Origin of the sequence: Streptomyces sp. NPDC002476 (assembly GCF_042889785.1) — a bacterium.
In the GTDB taxonomy this organism is placed as follows: domain Bacteria; phylum Actinomycetota; class Actinomycetes; order Streptomycetales; family Streptomycetaceae; genus Streptomyces.
Window position 1 is genome coordinate 51,898 of the sequence record NZ_JBIARH010000004.1, and the last position, 17,032, is coordinate 68,929.

Here is a 17,032-nt window from a genome sequence, read left to right on the forward strand (position 1 = left end):
GCCTGATCAGAGGGGACTCGCCTACGTCGAGCCGCGACCAGGAACGCGCTCGACGTAGGCTCACCGGCATGAGCCTGCGCCTGAGCACCGTAATCCTTCCTGTCGACCGCTGGCACGAGGGAGGCCGCGCCAAGTGGCAGCGCGCCGAGGAACTCGGCTTCCACGCCGCGTACACCTACGACCATCTCTCCTGGCGCAGCTTCCGTGACGGCCCGTGGTTCGGCGCCCTGCCCACCCTCACCGCCGCCGCCACGACTACGGACCGCTTGCGCCTGGGCACCTTGGTTACGTCGCCAAACTTCAGGCACCCAGTGACGCTCGCCAAGGAACTGATCTCGCTCGACGACATCTCCGGCGGACGCGTCATCCTCGGCATCGGCGCCGGCGGCAACGGCTTCGACGCCACCGCGCTCGGCCAGGAGGCGTGGACACCGAAGGAGCGGGCGGACCGGTTCGGCGAGTTCGTGCCGCTGCTCGACTGCCTGCTCACCGAGGGCGCGGTCTCGCAGAAGGGCGACTTCTACTCGGCCGAGGAGGCCCGCAACCTCCCCGGCTGCGTACAGCGGCCCCGACTGCCGTTCGCAGTGGCGGCGACCGGCCCACGCGGCCTGAAACTCGCCGCGCGACATGGGCAGGCGTGGGTGACGACGGGTGACCCGAAGCTGTACGAGACAGGCACCCCGGAGCAGTCTGTGGAGGCGCTGCGCGGACAGATCGAGAGGCTCGGCAAGGCGTGCGCCGAGGCCGACCGGGACGTGGCCGACCTCGACAAGATCCTTCTCCACGGCTTCACCCCCGACCGGAACCGGCCGCTGGAGTCCGTAGACGCCTTCGTCGACTTCGCCGGCCGACACCGCGACCTCGGGTTCACCGAAATCGTGGTCCACTGGCCCATCCCCGACTCTGACTTCGCAGCGGACCTGGCCGTCTTCGAGCGCATCGCCACCCAGGTGCTAAAGCAACTCAGCTAATGGACGCACTGAAGGGGCCGAACCAAAGATCCAGCAGTCACATGGCTCAGATCGTAGTTGGGCCGTCTGCCAAACAAGCTGCCGCCGAGTCACGCAGGAGCCCACTCCGAGTCGGACGTCGCGTACTCCACCACAAGGGGACTCGCCACAACACACCGAGGTGTGGCACTGGTGCTGGGAAGAATTCCCGTGACACGGGCGTACCCAGTCATCATCGCGGACACGTCGATGTTGTCGTCCTCATCATCCAGCGCGTCGAGCAGCTCCTGCACACCGCGGCCATGCAATCGCATCTCCGTCCGGGATGACGTCTGCTCTGCTGGCAACGGATCCCGATGGCTGGTGAGCACATCTACGACCTGGCCGACTCTGGTGACGAATGCAGCCCCCAGGCTAGAGACTGAGCTCTCCGCCTCCAGCGCGGGTCCGTCCACCGACATCGGGGTCCAGCTCCTCAGATGACGGACCGACCCATGCATGAGTAAACGGCAGAGGCCGTCAGCAACAGGGTCTGTTCCTCTTCCGCCTGCGGAGTCCACAAACAGTACGAGATCTTGGTGAGCTCCGCTGAGCGTTACGCAACGAAGGGGTACCTCGAACTGCACCCACTGACCAGGTCGCAAGTCGGGCGACGCATACCAACCAGCCACGAGCTCAACATGCTTGTGCACGTCACGCAGATGCCGCAACTGCCCCTGTTCCACATCTGCCGCTGGCGCGTCCATGTCGATGCCGCCAAGCGGAGTGGTCAAGCGGAGAGCACCAGTACGTGGGACACGTCTCGGCTCAGGCAGGAACTGTCGCAGCTTGCTTTCTGACAAGTAAACGATCTCACGCAAGGGGCGCTCCTGTCCGATCGGCTGGTCACGTGACACGACATACTGACACCCCCCACCGACAGTGGCCGAAACAGCTCAAGAATGGTGCAAAACAAGCCATTTGCCGACCGCATGCTCCGACGGCGTCGACAATGGGTCGTCAGTCACTGCACGCGGCGATGACCTCGGGGGACGTCATGGAAGATCGACTTGAGCCGGATTCGGCACTGCACCAACTCGGCGAACGAATCGAAGGAGTAGAGAAGGGGCAAGGGCGTCACGAGGAGACGCTGGACGGATTCCGGGATGGGCTGCGTGGCGTGCGAGCGGACGTCGTGAGGCTCAGCGGCGAGGTCACCAATGTGAGGCAAGAGATCGCGGGGCTGGAGAGCGCGGTCACCGACACACGCCAGACTCTCGACACCTTCATCGAGCAATATGGACGCGACAGGGAAGTTTCCAAGGCTCAGGCCGAACTGTCTCGCCTGACAACCGAGTGGCACGCCAACTTCGCCCAGCGCAAACAGACCCGTGCCCTGGCTCGTGGCCTGGTGCACACCCTCACCGCGCAGGCGGTGTACAGAAACATGGTGAACACAGCCACTGTGCGCGCCTGCTCTGAAGAACGGTTGCTTCTCGAACCAACCTACTGGCTTGCGCCTGCCACCTTGGCAGTCGCGGCCAATTTCCGTGACGAGGAAGAGCAGGCGGAGCGTGCTCAGTCACATGCCTTGATCTTGGATGCCGCCAAGGCGAACCTCTTTCTTTCGTTGACATATTCTCGCCTCGGAGATGAGGCCAAAGCTGGCGCATGGATCGACCTCTATCTCCAGTCGCTCGACCCAGACGAACTAGGGCAAGACTTCCTTGTCGTTCTGGACGCGATTGCGAGCAGGGAGCTGGGTGAAAAGGCACTTGGGTACGCTCAGCAGACCATGGCCGGGTGGAATCCAGACAGCTCCGGCTACTCGGTCGACACGCACAAAACGATCAATGCGCACGATGGTACTTCCCTGACGTCCCGAATGTTAAGCCTACGTAGCCGCATCGCCGAGAAACGGTATACAGATCTACGCGAGACATGTGGAGACCAGTGGGAATCGCTCCGGGTCGGTTGGGAGCTCGCGACCGTGTCTGGTGAGACCTTGGCCTATCTCAGACGTATGTTCCCGGACGGAGCCGAAGGGATCGCATCGGTCGGCACCGGCCGCCACGTGGAGAGCGCCCTGGAACGCCTCATCGATCAACTTGAACCAGATGAAGCGGAAATGCGCGAAAAGATGCGGCGACTTGAGCGCGTGATCGAGCATGGGGGAGACCTAAAGGCAGCCGATCGAGCACACGAGGTTTCACTCACGCCTGACGCCACCCCAGTCTCGCTCATGACGCTCCTTGACCAAGCCATTTTCGAGCCGGACGAAGTGCGGCTCGGCCAGCCGGCCCGCCGCATGGCCTTACATGCCATTTGGCCTGCGCTGGAAAGCGCCGCGCAGCGATTTGTCGCACTCTCCCGACAGGGCCTTCCTTATCACATCACGTTGAGGGTCGCAGGTTGGTCCTGCACCGTCGCGACGGACCCGCGAATTGTGGTGGAGCCGGGACCGCTTGTCGAAGAGCTCGCCACGCACATCGAGCAAGAGACCCAGGTTCAGTCGGACGCCGTGGTGCGCAGATGGCCCCGCGTGATTCTTGCCCTTGTGATCGGCATTCTCACCGGGGTGCTCGTAGTGCCGTTTGTCGACGGCATGTCACGGTGGATATATCTCCTACTCACGTTCGGTATGTTCACGTGGATGATCTGGGAGATATGGAGCGTTCCGCTCCGCAAGAAGCACGTACGCGATCAGGGAAACCGGTTGCGAAATGATGCTGTTAGGACGCTGAGCAAGGCACTACGCCAGTCTGAGGATTTTTTCGAGGACTGGCATGAGGGAATGGGGAAACTGACTTCCCTCGTTCAATGGGGAGGGCAATTCAAACAGAACTGATCGCAGGGTAACCCGAGTCAACCAGGAACGGAAAAGGGGCCAGATGGACACCTCCAAACTGATTGGCGGCCGTTTCAAGGCGACGGATGATGGGCCTGTCAGTGGTGCCATGGGCGACGTATGGACAGCCGAGGACACAAAGCTGGGCCGGACAGTCGCTCTGAAGTTCCTTGCCCGGCGACGCCTCCGCCAGCAGGGAGCCCTCACAGAGTTCACCGATTGGATGGTTAAGAGGTTTGAGCGCGAGAGTTTTGCGATGGCACGGGTCAACCATCCTCACGTCGCGCACATCTATGACACTGGCGAACATGACGGCGAGCTCTACATCGTCATGGAGTACGTCCGAGGCAAGTCGCTCACCAATCACTTGAAGACGGGGCCCACCCTCACACTTGAGCGAACCGTGCGATGGACACGCGAAATCTGCGAGGGCCTCGACGCCGCGCACTCGTGCAAGGTTTTCCACCACGACATCAAGCCCGACAACATCATGATTACAAACCAGGGCGAGGTGAAGATCGTGGATTTCGGGTTGGCGTCTTTCGCCGATGTCACTCAGTCTCATACGGGCGTGGGCACCCCGCTGTACAAGGCACCAGAGCGGTGGAACGGTAAGCCGGGCAGCGCGCGCAGTGACCTGTACTCAGTGGGCTGCGTCCTGTACGAGATGCTGACTGGGCGCCCACCCTTCGGCACCCCTCGGGACGACCCGATGACCGTGGGCAGAATGCACCAGGATGACGCGCCGGCACCGCCGAGCGCCCATCGCCCCGGCGTTCCCGACCAGCTCGACTCCATTGTCCGGATCCTCCTGGCCAAGGACCCGGCGCATCGACCGCGAAGCGCCGGAGCGGTTGCGGAGGTGATGAGGGATGTCCAGGGCTCTCTGGGTATTGAGGACCTGGTTGATGCGGGCGGACGCGCAACCCTGTCTGGCGCGGTGGACAACGGTGCTCGCCATTCGGAGGGAATCCGGGCGTTGGATCGCCGCATCTTCGAATTGGAGCTCCGGTTCGGTCCAGACCATCAGGCAGTGATCGAGGCGCGCACAGAGCACGCTGAGCTCACCGGCCAATCGGGCGATGCACGAGGGGCCGCAGCTCTATACAACCGTCTTGGCCGTGATTGTCAGAACTTCTTCGGTCTCTATGACATTCAGGCACTCAACGCCTTCGAAGGTGTCGCACGGTGGATCACAAGGTCGGGCGCAAAGTGACCAGCTTGCGCGTGTCGGCAGAGCGGCCTCACTCAAAACTGCTGCCGTACGTGCCGTTGCAGGTCAGGCTGCGATAGGTGAAAAAGGCTTGACTGAGGTGACGAGCGTGCCGAGGCGGAGCCGCTCGGTGGCCGTCGCGGCGGCGGTGAGGGTGGGCACCGCGCCGAACCACGGACCGTCCCGGAAGGACCGCCAGGACAGGTGGTCATAGGTGTACGCGGCGTGGAAGCCGAGTTCCTCGGCGCGCTGCCACGTGGCGCGGCCACCCTGGTGCCAGCGGTCGACGGGAAGGATCACGGTGCTCAGGCGCAGGCTCATGCAGTCGAGCCTACGTCCGCCCAGCGGCCGGCCGACGTCTTGCTGCAGGTTCTCGTCCTGGCCGGAGCCTGATGTGCTTTCGGCTCGAACAGCCAGGGGTGACAGGCCGGCAGCCTGGAGCTGACCAGCGAGCCGACGGAGGTTCTGGGTGGGGTTTGAGGAGGAGTGGGCTCAGCTGAAGGCCGAGGCTGCCGAACGGGCGGCTTCAACGCCGACGGCGCCGCCGGTTGCGCGTGCGCTTCCAGCAGAGGTCGATCCCGTGGAGCAGTCGCGGGAGGCGGTACTGGAGCGGTTGGCAGACTCCCGCAGCCGCGTGGTGCTGTTGCCGCTGGACAAGCGGGAAGACTTTGAGGGTGAGTGGTAGTGGCCGCACTCGTCTACTTCCGGAAGATCTCCGAGGAAGCAGAGCTGGTCCGCTACGAGTTCGGGGACGATCCGGACAGCTTTTCGCGACACCTGACCATGGACAAGGAATCCCGCACGTCGTCGGCCGACGACGGCCGGACGGACTACTCGTTCCTCAAGGCGTCCCGGAAGATCAACGCGATGCGCGAGGAGCGCGGTCAGTGGCCGGACCGTGGCATGAGCGTGAGTTGACCGGCCTCAGTCACGGCCTCAGTCCGGTCCCTCGTCGACCAGGGGTGCTGCCGATGTCTGGGCCGCGGCGGCACAAACGGATATCGCTGAAGGATCACGGTGCTCAGGCGCAGGCTCATGCCGTCGAGCCCACGTCCGTCCCGGACATGTCCGGCTCTCGCTCCCGGGCAGGCGGCTCGCCTGCCCGGGCAGCGATTGGCATATGCCTCAAGCAGGTTCCCCGGTCAGGGGTGCGCATCCTCATATGTGCGCCCCTGCGCACGGCCGTGCACCTCCGTACGCGAGAATGGGCGGGTGACCTCAGCTATCGACATGCCTTCGCCTGCCGTCCCCCGGCTGATCGCCACGGACCTCGACGGCACCCTGCTGCGTGACGACAAGACCGTCTCGGAGCGCACGGTCGCCGCGCTCGCCGCCGCCGAGGAGGCCGGGATCGAGGTCTTCTTCGTCACCGGACGCCCGGCCCGCTGGATGGACGTCGTCAGCGACCACGTGCACGGCCACGGGCTGGCGATCTGCGCGAACGGCGCCGCCGTCGCCGATCTGCACGCGAACGGCAAGCTGGTCAAGGTCCGCCCGCTGGGGCGCGACATCGCCCTCGACGCCGTGCACACCCTGCGTGCCGCCGCTCCCGGCACCTCCTTCGCCGTCGAGATGACCACCGGCATCCACTACGAGCCGGCCTACCCGCCGCTCCACCTGGACCCGGGCGCCACCGTCGCCGTCGCCGAGAAGCTGCTTCGCGAGGAGGCGCCGGACGCCGGTGCCCCCGTGCTGAAGCTCCTCGCCCATCACGCGGAACTGGCCCCGGACGAGTTCCTCGCTCTCGCCCGCGCCGCGGCCGGGGACCGGGCCGTCTTCACCCGGTCCAGCCCCACGGCCCTGCTGGAGGCCAGCGGGCCGGGGGTGTCGAAGGCGAGCACCCTGGCCCTGTGCTGTGCCGAGCGCGGCATCTCGCCCGCCGAGGTCGTCGCCTTCGGCGACATGCCCAACGACGTGGAGATGCTTCGCTGGGCGGGCAGGTCGTACGCGATGGGCAACGCCCACCCCGCCGCGCTCGCCGCCGCCACCGGCCGCACCGCCACCAACGGCGAGGACGGCGTCGCGATCGTCATCGAGCGGATCCTCGCCAGGCTGTGACCCTCCGGCACGGCGCACTGACCTCACGCGACAGTGCGCTGCCGGAACACGGCCCCGGCCGTCCCGTTCCCACGCCCGCGACCACCCATGGACCCGGCGGTCCGGCCCGAATCCCGTGACCGCCACGGGCCCCGGCGGTCCGGCCCTGTGCCCGCCGTTCCTCACGGCCCCGGCGGTCCGGCCCCAGGGTCGGTGGCCGCCCACGGCCTCGCTCAGATCGGGGCCTCCCACACCACCGTCGTCCCGCCCCCGTCCTCCCCGATGCCGGGGCCGAACCGGCTCGCGCCGCCGAGCGACTCCGCCCGGCGGGCCAGGTTCCGCAGCCCGCTGCGCCGTCCGCCCTCGGGGATGCCCACCCCGTCGTCGGCGACCGACAGGCACACCGCGTCCTTCCCGTCGGGCAGCGTGGCGGTCGCGTCGACGACCACGTCGATCGCCGAGGCCCCGGCGTGCCGAAAGGCGTTGGACAGCGCCTCGCGCAACGCGGCGATCAGGTTCTTCCCGGTCAGTTCGCCGACCAGCGAGTCGACCGGACCGACGAAGCGGTGCGCGGGCTTGAAGCCCAACGGCACCGCCGCCATGTTGATCTCGCGCAGGACGCGGGTGCGCAGCCCGGACGGCGCCTCCGCCGGTTCCTGCTGCAACGCGAAGATCGCGGTGCGGATCTCCTGGATGGTCACGTCCAGTTCGTCGACCGCCCGGCCGACGCCGGTCCGCACCTCGGGCACGGCCGACGAGCGCTGGGCGTTCTCCAGGGTCATCCCGGTGGCGAACAGCCGCTGGATGACCAGGTCGTGCAGATCACGGGCGATCCGGTCACGGTCCTCGTACACCGCGAGCCGTTCCCGGTCCCGCTGGGTCTCCGCCATCATCAGCGCGAGCGCGGCCTGCGAGGCGAACTGCGTGGCGAGGGTCCGTTCGGTCCGTGTGAACGGTCGTGCACCGCGGGCGCGGGGGGTGGCGAGTGCCCCCAGTACCCGGCCGCCGCTGTGCAGGGGCAGCAGCATGCCGGGACCGAAGAGGTCGGCGAGCCCGGTGGTCGCTCGGGGATCGGTGGCCAAGTCGTCCACGAAGACCGCCTCGCCGGCCAGCAGCTTCGCCGCCACCGGGCTCTCCGGCCCGATGATCGCCCCCAGGGGCACGGCGAGGTCGTCCGCGGAGACGGCGACGATCTCCAGCCCGCCCTCCGCGGCCGGCAGCAGCACGATCCCGGCCGCGGACGCGGCGAGGTGCCTGGCCTGTTCGGCGACGACGGAGAGCGCCTCGTCGGCGTCGCCGCCGGAGAGCAGGGCGGTGGTCACGGCCACCGAACCGTCGATCCACCGTTCGCGCTGGCGGGCGGCCTCGTACAGCCGGGCGTTGCCGATGGCGATTCCGGCCTCCGCGGCGAGCACCCGCACCAGGTGCAGGTCGTCGTCGCCGAACTCGCCCCCGTTCTCCTTCTCGGCCAGGTAGAGGTTGCCGAAGACCTCGCCCCGCACCCGGATCGGGACTCCGAGAAAGGTCCGTATCGGAGGGTGGCAGGGCGGGAACCCGGCGAACCTCGGATCGGCCGTCAGATCGGCGAGCCGCAGCGGAGCCGGGTCGTGGATCAGCGCCGCCAGCAGCCCCCGGTGCCCGTCGGGACGGCGTCCGATCGCATGGGCCACCTCGTCGGGGACGCCGTGGGTGACGAAATCGGCGAGCCCCGTGCCCTCCTCGTCGACGACACCGATGGCCGCGTAGCGGCAGCGGGCGATTTCGGCCGCCGTCTCGCAGATCCGGTCGAGGGTGGAATGCAGCTCCAGGCCTGTGCCGACGAAGCGCATGGCTTCCAGCAGTTCCGGTACGCGGGCGGCGAGTTCGGCGGACGGGCCCCGCAGGCCGCGGGGCGCCTCGGCCTCGTCCGCGGCTTCGTGTGGGTCCTTCGGGTCCTGCTCTGGCATACCCCGAGACTAGTTAGTACCGATTGGGGAGGAAACTCGGCGATTTTCCTGCCTGGTCGGCACCCGCGCGCCTGTCTCCCCGTACCGCACACGCTTCCTCGCACCACGCGGCCCGTCCCTCCGCACCGCACCCGCCCACCTCCTCGCACCACGCGGCCCGTCTCCCGTACCGCACCCGCCCACCCGGCTCCCCGCCCCGCGGCCCGCGCCCCGCCCGCATCCGGCGGCTCCCCCGCTCGCGCACGGACCGGCGCGTGCGCGCTCACCCGGGAACGCCATTGCCGTACCCGGCGAGCTGCGTCTGGGCGGGCGACGCGTGCGCGCTCACGCCGGAACGCCCGCAACGGCCCGCACCGGCCCCGTGCCCTCACTCTCGTTCTCGCGCTCCAGCATCCGCCGCAACGGCCCCTCCTCGGCGGCGAGATCGGCGTACGAACCGGCCTGCACGATCCGGCCCGCGTCCAGCACCAACACCTCGTCGACGGCTTCGAGCCCCCGCAGCCGGTGGGTGATCAGCACCGTCGTACGTCCCCGGGTCGCGTCCAGCAGGTCCTCGGTCAGGGCGTCCGCGGTCGCCAGGTCGAGGTGTTCGGCGGGCTCGTCCAGGACGAGTACGGGGAAGTCGGCGAGAACGGCACGGGCGAGCGCGAGCCGCTGCCGCTGACCGCCCGAGAGGCGTGCGCCGTGCTCGCCGACGAGGGTGTCGAGTCCTTCGGGCAGCGCCTCGGCCCAGTCGAGCAGCCGCGCCTGTCCGAGCGCGGCCCGCAGCTCCCCGTCCGTCGCCCCGGGACGGGCCAGCCGCAGGTTCTCCCGGATGGAACTGTCGAAGACGTGTGCGTCCTGGGCGCACAGGCCGACGAACGTCCGGACCGTGTCCCCCTCCAGCGCACAGGCGTCGACACCACCGATCCGGTACGTGCCCGCGCGGGCGTCCAGGAAGCGGAGCAGGACCTGCGCCAGGGTCGTCTTCCCCGAGCCGGACAGTCCTACGACAGCGATGCGCCGGCCCGCCGTCAGCGTCAGGTCCACGGCGTCCAGGGCGTCCCGTTCCGCCCCCGGGTAACGGGCCGACAGCCCCCGTACCTCCAGTGGGAAGGGCGAGTCGGGGGCCTGTGCCGGACTCTCCGGTTCGTGTACGGGCAGCGGGGCGTCCAGCACCTCGTACACCCGCTCCGCGCTCCGCTCGACCCGCTGCCGGAACTGCACGGCCAGCGGCAGTCCGGTCACCGCCTCGAAGGCGGCCAGCGGCGTGAGCACGACGACCGCGAGTTCCACGCCCGCGAGCCGCCCGTCCCGCACGGCGGGCAGGGCGACCAGCGCGGTGGCGACGACGGTCAGACCACCGATCAGGGCGGTGAGGCCGCCGCCGAGTGCCGTGGCGGCCGCCGCACGGGCCGAGATCCGGGTCAGCACCCCGTCGGCCTCCCGGGCCCGCTCCGCCCGGGCGGGCAGTGCGCCCGCGACGGTCAGCTCAGCGGTCCCGCCGAGGAGATCGGTGACCCGGGTCGCCAGGTCGGCGCGGGCGGGGGCCAGCCGGCGTTCCGCCTGAAGGGAACAGGCGCCACTGATCCACGGCACCCCCGCCCCCGCCAGCAGCAGCCCGACGGCCAGCACGGCGCCGGCCGCGGGGAGCAGCAGGCCGACGAATCCCACGGTGGCCGCTCCCACGAGTACCGCCGTCCCCGCGGGCAGCAGCCAGCGCAGCCAGTAGTCCTGGAGGGCGTCGACGTCGGCGACCAGCCGGGAGAGCAGGTCTCCGCGGCGGGTCCGGCGCAGCCCCGCGGGTGCGATCCGCTCCAGACCCCGGTAGACCGCCACGCGCAGTTCCGCCAGCATCCTGAGTACCGCGTCGTGCGACACCAGGCGCTCGGCGTAGCGGAAGACGGCCCTGCCGATACCGAAGGCACGGGTCGCGGTCACGGCGACCATCAGATAGAGCACCGGGGGCTGTTCGGAGGCACGGGAGATCAGCCAGCCGGAGACGGCCATGAGCCCGACGGACGAGCCCAGGGCGAGGCTGCCCAGCAGCAGCGCGAGCGCGAGTTGTCCGCGCCGCGCCCCCGCCGCCTTCCGGACCCGGGCGAGGACGTGTCCGGTGCGGCCTCCGGGGTGCCGCGACTCCTCAGTCTCCGCCGCCTCGTCGGCTCCCTCGTCGCGCGCCGCCGACTGCCGGGGCACCGGGGCCGCCTCTCCGGACCCCGTCTTCCGGGCCTCCGCCGGGCCGGAATCCGCAGCCGGTTCGAGGGCCACCACCCGGTCGGCCACCGCGAGCAGCGCGGGCCGGTGCACGACCAGCAGCACGGTCCGCCCCACCGCGAGCCTGCGTACCGCCTCGACGATCCCCGCCTCGGTCTCGCCGTCCAGGCTCGCGGTCGGCTCGTCGAGCAGCAGCAGCGGGCGGTCGGCGAGGAAGGCACGGGCGAGCGCGAGCCGCTGGCGCTGGCCGGCGGACAGCCCCGCGCCGTCCTCGCCGAGAACCGTCAGCTCTCCGTCCGGGAGCCGGGCGACGAAGTCGTACGCCCCTGCGTCCCGCAGTGCCGCCATGACCGCCGTGTCGTCCGCGTCCGGCCGGGCCAGCCGCACATTCTCCGCGATCGTGCCCGCGAACAGATACGGGCGCTGCGGAACCCAGGCGATCTGTTCGCGCCAGCGCTCCAGGTCCAGCGTCGCCAGGTCGGCGTCGCCGACCCGTACCCGCCCCTCGTCGGGCGCGGTGAAGCCCAGCACCACATTGAGGAGAGTGGACTTCCCGACGCCGCTCGGGCCGGTCAGGGCGACGGTCTCCCCCTCCTCCACCACCAGGGAGGCCCGGTCCAGGGAGGGCGCGGCGCGGCCCTCGTGCCGTACGGTCACGCCCTCCAGCTCCAGCCGCAGCGGCTCCGGGACGTCCGCCGTGCCGCCCTTGCGGGGTTCGGTCTCCAGGACCGCGAAGATCTCCTCCGCGGCCGAGAGCCCCTCGGCGGCGGCGTGGTACTGCGCTCCGACCTGGCGGATCGGCAGATACGCCTCCGGGGCCAGGATCAGCACCACCAGGCCGGTGTAGAGATCGAGTCCGCCGTGCACGAGCCGCATGCCGATGGTGACGGCGACCAGGGCCACCGACAGGGTCGCCAGCAGTTCCAGGGCGAAGGACGACAGGAACGCGATCCGCAGGGTCCGCAGCGTGGCCTGCCGGTACTGCGATGTGATGGCCCGGATGGACTCGGCCTGCGCCTTGGCCCGGCCGAAGACCTTCAGCGTCGGCAGCCCGGCGACCACGTCGAGGAAGTGCCCGGAGAGCCGGGACAGCAGCCGCCACTGACGGTCCATATGCGCCTGAGTGGCCCAGCCGATCAGGATCATGAAGAGCGGGATGAGCGGAAGCGTCACCACGATGATCGCCGCCGACACCCAGTCCTCGGTGACGACTCTCGCCAGGACGGCCACCGGAACGACCACCGCGAGTCCGAGCTGCGGCAGATAGCGCGCGAAGTAGTCGTCGAGCGCGTCGACACCACGGGTGGCGAGCGTCACCAGGGAGCCGGAGCGCTGACCGCTCAGCCAGCCGGGCCCGAGCTCCGTGGCACGCGCCAGCAGCCGGCCGCGCAGTTCGGACTTGACCGCCGCGCTGGCGCGGTACGCGGCCAGTTCGGTCAGCCAGGAGACCAGGGCCCGGCCGAGCGCTACCGCTGCGAGCAGGATCAGCGGGGTCCGCAGCCCGGAGACGGTCAGCCCGTCCTCGAACCCGCCCACCACGATGTCGGCGATGAGCATGGCCTGGGCGACGACCAGCACCGCCCCGACCGTACCGAGTGCCACCACGGCCACCAGGAAGAAGCGGGTGGCTCGGGCGTGGCGGAGCAGACGCGGGTCGATCGGTTTCACGTGAAACAGCCCCCATAAAGCTCGGTCGGTGGACCAGGACGGGGCCTGCCCGGCGGTTCAGGGCCGGTTGCCGGACAGACCCCCGGTGCGCTCAGTGCGCTTCGGCGATGTGCTGCGTACCGATGCGTTTGCGGAACACCCAGTAGGTCCAGCCCTGGTAGAGCAGGACGAGCGGGGTGGCGATCCCCGCGCACCAGGTCATGATCTTCAGCGTGTACGGGCTGGACGAGGCGTTGGAGACCGTGAGGTTCCAGGCGTCGTTCAGCGAGGACGGCATGACGTTCGGGAAGAGCGTCAGGAAGAGCATCGCGACGGCGGCCGCGATCGTCACACCGGAGAACGCGAACGACCATCCCTCGCGCCCCGCCGCGACCGCACCGATCGCCGCGACCAGCGACACCGCCGCGACGATCATCGCCAGCAGGCTCCAGCCGTCACCGTTGTCGATCTGGGTCCAGATCAAAAAGCCGAGCGCGAGCACCGCGGTGACCGCACCGAGCTTCAGCGCCAGTGTGCGCGCCCGGTGCCGTATGTCGCCGACCGTCTTGAGTCCGGCGAACACGGCTCCGTGGAAGGTGAAGAGAGTGAGCGTGACCAGTCCGCCGAGGATGGCGTACGGGTTGAGCAGGTCCCAGAAGTTGCCCACGTACTCCTTACTGGCGTCGATCTTCACGCCGCGCACGATGTTCCCGAAGGCCACGCCCCAGAGCAGGGCCGGGATCAGCGAGGTCCAGAAGATCGCGTGTTCCCAGTTGGTCTGCCACCGGTCCTCGGGGCGCTTCGACCGGTACTCGAAGGCGACGCCCCGCACGATCAGACAGACCAGGATGATCAGCAGCGGCAGGTAGAAGCCGGAGAACAGAGTGGCGTACCACTCGGGGAACGCGGCGAAGGTCGCGCCGCCCGCGGTGAGCAGCCACACCTCGTTGCCGTCCCAGACCGGCCCGATCGTGTTGATCAGGACCCGCCGTTCCTTGCGGTCACGGGCGAGCAGTTTGGTGAGGATCCCGATCCCGAAGTCGAAGCCCTCCAGGAAGAAGTAGCCGGTCCAGAGGACGGCGATGAGCACGAACCAGACGTCGTGGAGTTCCATCTCTCAGCTCCTCGGCTCAGTAGGAGAAGGCCATCGGCCGGTCGGCGTGCTCGTCGCCGCCGATCTTGGTGGGCGGGTTGAGGTCGGCCTCCGTGAGCTCCGGCGGTCCGGCCTTGATGTACTTCACGAGCAGCTTGACCTCGATCACCGCGAGGATGGCGTAGAGCAGGGTGAAGCCGATCATCGACGTGAGCACCTCGCCCTGCGAGACGCCAGGGGAGACCGCGTCCCGGGTCTGGAGCACTCCGTAGACCACCCAGGGCTGGCGGCCCATCTCGGTGAATATCCAGCCCCAGGAGTTGGCGATCAGCGGGAAGGCCATGGTCCAGAGCGCCAGGATCCAGTAGCACTTGGCGAACTTGGGGCTGAGTGCCTTGTTCTTGAAGAGGACCAGATGCGGTACCTCGTCCTCTCCGGTGCGCAGCGCGGCAGGCAGCATGAACTTCCTGCGCGTCATCCACAGCCCGAGGAGGCCGAGGGCGAAGGACGCCATCCCGAAGCCGATCATCCAACGGAAGCTCCAGAAGGCGACCGGGATGTTGGGCCGGTAGTCGCCGGGGCCGAACTTCTCCTGCTCGGCCTTGTTGATGTCGTTGATGCCGGGAACGTGCGAGGTGAAGCTGTTGTCCGCGAGGAAGGACAGCATGCCGGGGATGGAGATCTCCACGGTGTTGTGGCCCTTGGCCACGTCACCGACCGCGAAGATCGAGAAGGGCGCCCCGTCCTGCCCCTCCCAGAGGGCCTCGGCGGCGGCCATCTTCATGGGCTGCTGCTTGAACATGACCTTGCCGAGCTGGTCACCGCTGACGGCGGTGAGGAGTCCGGCGATCACGACCGTGACCAGTCCGAGCCGCAGCGAGGTCCGCATCACCGGGATGTGCTTCCTGCGCGCCAGGTGGAATGCGGCGATGCCGACCATGAAGGCGCCTCCGACCAGGAAGGCGGCGGTGATGGTGTGGAAGAACTGGGCGAGCGCCGTGTTCTGGGTGAGCACGTGCCAGAAGTCGGTCAGCTCGGCCCGGCCGCGCTCCTCGTTGATCCGGTAGCCCACCGGGTGCTGCATCCAGGAGTTGGCCGCCAGGATGAAGTAGGCGGACAGGATGGTCCCGAGGGACACCATCCAGATGCAGGCGAGGTGGATCTTCTTCGGAAGCTTGTCCCAGCCGAAGATCCACAGCCCGATGAACGTGGACTCGAAGAAGAACGCGATGAGCGCCTCGAACGCGAGCGGGGCACCGAAGATGTCGCCGACGAACCGCGAGTAGTCGGACCAGTTCATGCCGAACTGGAACTCCTGGACGATGCCGGTGACCACGCCCATGGCGATGTTGATCAGAAAGAGTTTGCCCCAGAACTTCGTCGCTCTGAGGTACTTCTCCTTGTTCGTACGCACCCAGGCGGTCTGCAGGCCCGCGGTGAGCGCGGCGAGAGAGATCGTCAGCGGAACGAACAGGAAGTGGTAGACGGTGGTGATCCCGAACTGCCAACGCGCCAGTGTTTCCGGCGCCAGCGCTAGCTCCACGTCGCCTTCTCCTTACATCGCCGTGATCACACGAGCATTCTGCCCGTTAAATCCGATTAACCACGGGAAGAACAGGACATGCTTGTGAACGCGTTCACATTCACAATCAAATTATGACGCACAGCCTTTCGGGATGTTCGGGCGGGGTACCCCTCTCTCGGGACGATCCGATCAATCCGCCTGAAGCAGACACATGGGCACACCGAAGCCCCGGCACGCGTCCGAACCCGGACACCCACGCACGAAGAGGCCCCGTACCCGATCACCGGATCGAGGTACGGGGCCCGTACGCCCGGCGCGCGAGCCGCGGTCCGCGCGCCCTTCGACGGCTCCCCGCAGGACCACGCCGTTCCACGGCCTCCTGCGGTTCCGCGCCGCTCTACGGCTCTACAGCTCCCGGCGGTACGACTCCGCCACCTTCAGAAACAGGTCGTTCGCCTCGTCCTCACCGATCGTGACCCGTACGCCCTCACCCACGAACGGCCTGACCACCACGCCGGCCCGCTCGCACACCGCGGCGAAGTCGGCCGTGCGCTCCCCCAGTCGCAGCCACACGAAGTTCGCCTGCGACTCCGGCACTGTCCATCCCTGCTCCACCAGCGTCCGCTGCACCCGGTCGCGCTCGACGACCAAGGAGCCCACGCGCCCCAGGAGCTCGTCCTCCGCGCGCAGCGAGGCCACCGCCGCGTCCTGCGCGAGCTGGCTGACCCCGAAGGGCACCGCCGTCTTGCGCAGCGCGGCCGCCACCGGCTCGTGCGCCACGGCGAAGCCGACCCGCAGTCCGGCCAGCCCGTACGCCTTGGAGAACGTGCGCAGCACCGCCACATTGGGCCGGTCCCGGTAGATCTCGATGCCGTCCGGCACCTCGGCGTCGCGGATGAACTCCCGGTACGCCTCGTCCAGCACCACCAGGACATCGCCGGGCACCCGGTCCAGGAAACGCTCCAGCTCGGCCCGGCGCACCACGGTGCCGGTCGGATTGTTCGGGTTGCAGACGAAGATCAGACGGGTGCGGTCGGTGATCGCCTCCGCCATGGCGTCGAGGTCGTGTGCCTCACCGTCGGTCAGCGGCACCTTCACCGAGGTCGCCCCGCTGACCTGGGTGATGATCGGGTACGCCTCGAAGGAGCGCCAGGCGTAGATCACCTCGTCGCCCGGACCCGAGGTCGCCTGGAGCAGCTGCTGCGCCACCCCGACCGACCCGGTCCCGGTGGCGAGATGCGAGACGGGCACACCGAAACGGTCGGCCAGCTCGTTCATCAGGCCGGTGCAGGCCATGTCCGGGTAGCGGTTGAAGTTCGCGGCCGCCGCCAGGGCGGACTCCATCACGCCGGGCAGCGGGGGGTACGGATTCTCGTTGGAGGACAGCTTGAAGGCGACCGGTCCGCCGGCCGCCGCGGGCTTGCCCGGCACATAGGCGGGAACGCCGTCCAGCTCGGCGCGCAACTTGGGGCTCGTCTCGCTCACCGCAGATCCTCCTCGACCGTCTGTACACATCAATACTGCTCACCTTATGAGGATTGGGCGCCGCTGCGAATGGCCCGTGCGCCTTCGGACGCCCGGTGCGGCCGGGCGCACGG

General features: G+C 68.4%; 13 protein-coding genes. 6 read left to right on the forward strand and 7 right to left on the reverse strand.

What is annotated here, in order from left to right; translation table 11 throughout:
* Positions 1 to 68: 68 nt before the first annotated feature.
* Positions 69 to 971 carry an LLM class flavin-dependent oxidoreductase gene (locus tag ACFYXM_RS06015; RefSeq protein WP_389287279.1) on the forward strand — a complete coding sequence of 301 codons (903 nt, stop codon included), beginning with the start codon at positions 69 to 71 and terminating at the stop codon, positions 969 to 971.
* 89 nt (positions 972 to 1,060) lie between these two features.
* On the opposite strand, the gene ACFYXM_RS06020 is transcribed toward ACFYXM_RS06015, so the two are convergent.
* Positions 1,061 to 1,846: an SAVMC3_10250 family protein gene (locus ACFYXM_RS06020; RefSeq protein ID WP_353962482.1), complete on the reverse strand. Its 786-nt coding sequence runs from the start codon at positions 1,844 to 1,846 to the stop codon at positions 1,061 to 1,063.
* 140 nt (positions 1,847 to 1,986) lie between these two features.
* Between ACFYXM_RS06020 and ACFYXM_RS06025 the strand changes: the two genes are divergently transcribed.
* Positions 1,987 to 3,777 carry a hypothetical protein gene (locus ACFYXM_RS06025; RefSeq protein WP_389287282.1) on the forward strand — a complete coding sequence of 597 codons (1,791 nt, stop codon included), beginning with the start codon at positions 1,987 to 1,989 and terminating at the stop codon, positions 3,775 to 3,777.
* A 43-nt stretch (positions 3,778 to 3,820) separates the two neighbouring features.
* A complete protein-coding gene (locus ACFYXM_RS06030; RefSeq protein WP_389287284.1) occupies positions 3,821 to 4,993 on the forward strand; it encodes a serine/threonine-protein kinase in 1,173 nt (390 codons plus the stop codon).
* Positions 4,994 to 5,056: 63 nt separating this feature from the next.
* Here the strand turns inward: ACFYXM_RS06030 and ACFYXM_RS06035 are convergent, their stop codons facing one another.
* A complete protein-coding gene (locus tag ACFYXM_RS06035; RefSeq protein ID WP_389287286.1) occupies positions 5,057 to 5,311 on the reverse strand; it encodes an LLM class flavin-dependent oxidoreductase in 255 nt (84 codons plus the stop codon).
* Positions 5,312 to 5,459: 148 nt separating this feature from the next.
* Here ACFYXM_RS06035 and ACFYXM_RS06040 point away from each other — a divergent pair, with 148 nt between their 5' ends.
* From ACFYXM_RS06040 to ACFYXM_RS06050, 3 genes are all read left to right on the forward strand, one after another.
* The gene (locus tag ACFYXM_RS06040) at positions 5,460 to 5,675 is read left to right on the forward strand and encodes a hypothetical protein (protein WP_389287288.1); all 216 of its coding nucleotides are present in this window, start codon (positions 5,460 to 5,462) and stop codon (positions 5,673 to 5,675) included.
* Positions 5,675 to 5,908 (forward strand): hypothetical protein, encoded by a 234-nt coding sequence (locus ACFYXM_RS06045; RefSeq protein WP_389287290.1) that lies wholly within the window; start codon positions 5,675 to 5,677, stop codon positions 5,906 to 5,908. Before ACFYXM_RS06040 ends, ACFYXM_RS06045 begins: the two co-directional genes overlap by 1 nt.
* A gap of 312 nt (positions 5,909 to 6,220) precedes the next feature.
* Complete coding sequence (locus ACFYXM_RS06050; RefSeq protein ID WP_389287292.1) at positions 6,221 to 7,048, forward strand: HAD hydrolase family protein; 828 nt, start codon at positions 6,221 to 6,223, stop codon at positions 7,046 to 7,048.
* Positions 7,049 to 7,260: 212 nt separating this feature from the next.
* Here the strand turns inward: ACFYXM_RS06050 and ACFYXM_RS06055 are convergent, their stop codons facing one another.
* From ACFYXM_RS06055 to hisC, 5 genes are all read right to left on the reverse strand, one after another.
* Positions 7,261 to 8,973: a GAF domain-containing sensor histidine kinase gene (locus tag ACFYXM_RS06055; RefSeq protein ID WP_389287294.1), complete on the reverse strand. Its 1,713-nt coding sequence runs from the start codon at positions 8,971 to 8,973 to the stop codon at positions 7,261 to 7,263.
* Positions 8,974 to 9,297: 324 nt separating this feature from the next.
* On the reverse strand, positions 9,298 to 12,837 hold the full coding sequence (gene cydD, locus ACFYXM_RS06060) for a thiol reductant ABC exporter subunit CydD (protein WP_389287296.1): 3,540 nt from the start codon (positions 12,835 to 12,837) through the stop codon (positions 9,298 to 9,300).
* 91 nt (positions 12,838 to 12,928) lie between these two features.
* Positions 12,929 to 13,930, reverse strand: a complete 1,002-nt coding sequence (gene cydB / locus ACFYXM_RS06065; protein WP_389287298.1) for a cytochrome d ubiquinol oxidase subunit II — start codon at positions 13,928 to 13,930, stop codon at positions 12,929 to 12,931.
* 16 nt (positions 13,931 to 13,946) lie between these two features.
* On the reverse strand, positions 13,947 to 15,452 hold the full coding sequence (locus ACFYXM_RS06070) for a cytochrome ubiquinol oxidase subunit I (RefSeq protein ID WP_389287300.1): 1,506 nt from the start codon (positions 15,450 to 15,452) through the stop codon (positions 13,947 to 13,949).
* Positions 15,453 to 15,839: 387 nt separating this feature from the next.
* The gene (hisC, locus tag ACFYXM_RS06075) at positions 15,840 to 16,919 is read right to left on the reverse strand and encodes a histidinol-phosphate transaminase (RefSeq protein ID WP_389287302.1); all 1,080 of its coding nucleotides are present in this window, start codon (positions 16,917 to 16,919) and stop codon (positions 15,840 to 15,842) included.
* Positions 16,920 to 17,032: the final 113 nt, after the last annotated feature.